The 2,878-nt window shown below is 75.3% G+C and carries 3 protein-coding genes; 1 reads left to right on the forward strand and 2 read right to left on the reverse strand.

From position 1 onward, the window contains the following. Positions 1 to 131 precede the first annotated feature (131 nt). Positions 132 to 1,208, reverse strand: a complete 1,077-nt coding sequence (cobT, locus tag ACFV2S_RS22450; protein ID WP_385561850.1) for a nicotinate-nucleotide--dimethylbenzimidazole phosphoribosyltransferase — start codon at positions 1,206 to 1,208, stop codon at positions 132 to 134. A gap of 48 nt (positions 1,209 to 1,256) precedes the next feature. After that, complete coding sequence (locus tag ACFV2S_RS22455) at positions 1,257 to 2,459, reverse strand: bifunctional adenosylcobinamide kinase/adenosylcobinamide-phosphate guanylyltransferase (RefSeq protein ID WP_385561854.1); 1,203 nt, start codon at positions 2,457 to 2,459, stop codon at positions 1,257 to 1,259. Between the two features lie 91 nt (positions 2,460 to 2,550). Between ACFV2S_RS22455 and ACFV2S_RS22460 the strand changes: the two genes are divergently transcribed. Beyond that, positions 2,551 to 2,757, forward strand: coding sequence for a hypothetical protein (locus ACFV2S_RS22460; RefSeq protein WP_030314349.1), 207 nt, complete (start codon positions 2,551 to 2,553; stop codon positions 2,755 to 2,757). Positions 2,758 to 2,878 lie beyond the last annotated feature (121 nt).

Raw genomic sequence — 2,878 nt, forward strand, 5'->3', positions numbered from 1 at the left:
GCGCAACACAGCTGTCAAGACACAAAAAAAAGCCAAATGGTGCGGCGCGGCTGGCCGCCGGCCGCCCGGGGGGCCCCCCCCGGGGGCGGCGGGGGGCCCCGCCCCGGAGTCGTCCGTCCGCCTCCGCCCGCTCAGACCTCCGCGCCGCCGTCCGCCTCCGGAGTGGTCGGATCCGGACGCTCGGGCAGCTCGGCGGCGAACGCCGCCGCGGCCTGGACGAGGGGAAGCGCCAGCAATGCCCCGGTTCCCTCACCCACATGGACGCCGTGGTCGAGCAGAGGGTTGAGCGCCATCCGGTCCAGCGCCTTCGCCTGCGCCGGCTCCCCGCTCACCTGACCCGCCAGCCACCAGTCCGGCGCCCGGAAGGCCGCCCGCTGCGCCACCAGCGCACAGGCCGCACCCACCACACCGTCCAGGATCACCGGCATCCGCCGCACCGAGGCCTGGAGCAGGAACCCGGTCATCGCCGCCAGGTCCGCCCCGCCGACCGCCGCGAGCAGCTCCAGCTGGTCCCCGAGCACCGGCCGGGCCCGCCGCAGCGCGTCCCGGATCGCCGCGCACTTGCGCATCCACGCCAGATCGTCGATCCCGGCACCGCCCCGGCCGGTCACCACCGAGGCGTCCGTCCCGCACAGCGCCGCGATCAGCGTGGACGCCGGGGTCGTGCCGCCGACACTCAGATCCCCGAGCACCACCAGATCGGTGCCCGAGTCCGCCTCCTCGTCGGCGATCGCGATCCCGAGCCGGACCGCCGCCTCGGCCTCCTCGACCGTCAGCGCGTCCGCCACGTCGATCCGGCCGCTGCCGCGCCGCACCCGGTGCCGCACCACATCGGCCGGCAGCAGCTCCGGATCGCAGTCCAGACCGGCGTCCACGACCCGTACCGGCACCGCCATCGACCGGGCGAGCACGGCCACCGGGCTCGCACCGTCGAGCACCGCCCGCACCAGTTCGTGCGCCGTGCCCGCCGCCCGGCCCGACACGTCGAGCGAGGCCACCCCGTGGTCGCCGGCGAACAGCACCACCTTCGGCTGCTCGATCGCCCGCACCTTCACCGAGGCCTGCGCCGCGGACAGCCACTCGCCCAGCTCGTCCAGCCGGCCCAGCGCGCCCGGCGGCACGGTCAGCCGCTCCCGGCGCTCCTCGGCGTCACGCCGTATCCCGCCGTCGGGGCGCTCGATCAGATCGGAGAAGTCGTCCAGGTTCACGGGTACCGCCTAGTGACAAGTCAGCGAGGTCCATCAGCGATCGGAACCCTACCCGCGCAGCACCAGCGCCTGTCCCGCGACCACCAGGACGACCTCCTCGCACTCGTCCGCGAAGGCCGCGTTCAGCCGGCCCAGCTCGTCCCGGAAGCGCCGCCCCGCCGCCGTGGCCGGCACCACCCCCGACCCGACCTCGTTCGTCACCGCCACGACCGTCCGGCGCGTCGCCCGCACCGCGGCCACCAGCTCCCCGGTCCGCTCCCGCAGCGCCGCCTGCCCGCCGTCCCGCCACCGCTCGTCGTCCCAGGCACCCACCCGGTCCATGGCGTCCGTCAGCCACAGCGACAGACAGTCGACGAGCAGCGCGGGACCGTCCTCCGCGAGCAGCGGTACGAGCTCGCAGGTCTCCGCCGTACGCCATGACGCCGGCCGCCGCTCCCGGTGCAGCCCCACCCGCTCGGCCCACTCCGGATCGCCCTCCCGCGTCCCGCCCGTCGCCACGTACAGCACCTCGGGGAAGGTCTCCAGGCGCCGCTCCGCCTCCACCGACTTCCCCGACCGGGCCCCGCCCGTCACCAGCGTCCGCCGCGGCACGTCCGGCACCTCGTGGTAGTCGCCGACGTACAGCGTCGTCCCGTCCGGCACCGCCCGCGCACCCGCCGCCGCGAGCCGCCGGCGCAGCTCCGCGCCGGTCGGCGCGTCGTGGTCCAGGTGCACCGCGATCACCTCGGTCGTCAGGCCGACCGCACCCGTCGCGCGCAGCCGGGCGAGCCCGTCCGGCCGTCCCGTGACATCCGCGACGACCATGTCGTACGGCGCCAGGTGCTCGTCCGCGATCCCGGCGGGCGCGCCGCCCGGCGGCAGGTAGAGCAGCCGCTCGCCGTCGGCCGAGGTCACCTCGTACCCGGTCCCGGGGGAGTCCATCGGCACCGCCCGCACCCGGTGCCCGCTGATCAGCGTCAACTCGCGTCCGTCCGGCACCCGCCCGGCCGTCGGAAGCCCCGCGGGCACCTCCACGGCCGGCCCGTCGTGCGGATGCGTCAGCAGCACCTGGCGCACCCCCACCAGCGAATGCCCCGACCGCGCGGCGGCGAGCGCGGCCCCGGGAGTCAGATCGAGCAGCAGGGCCCCGTCCACGAGCAGCGAGGTCGCGGCCCTCGCCCGCTCCCCACGGGACAGCGCGCACACGGCGCAGGGGCAGTCGGGGCGGGGGAGTCCGAGGGGCGCGCCGGTGCCGAGCAGAGTCAGTTCCACATCCAGATCCTCCCGCGCCACCGCGAGGCGTGCGCGCCCGGCTACGCTGCGGGCAGGAAACCGATCATCCGGCAAGCGCCAGGAGGCTTTCATGGCATGGACGTGGCGGTTCGAGAAGTCCGACGGCACGGAGGTCGAGCCGGTGGTGACCCCCGAGGAGTTCACCACCCAGGGCGACGCGGAGAGCTGGATCGGGGAGAACTGGCGTGACCTCCTCGGCGGCGGCGCGGACCAGGTGACGCTGTCGGAGGACGGGACGAAGATCTACGGCCCGATGCCCCTGAACGCAGAGGGCTAGCCCCCGCCGTTGTGGGCCTTCGCCCCCGCCGTTGTGGGCAATCGTTCCGCTGGGGCGGAACGGGTGGGCACAACGGACGGCGCCCTTGCCGACGCCAGAGGCTGTAGCGCCTGAACCCGCA

This window comes from Streptomyces sp. NPDC059695 (assembly GCF_042733785.1).
Taxonomy (GTDB): Bacteria; Actinomycetota; Actinomycetes; order Streptomycetales; family Streptomycetaceae; genus Streptomyces.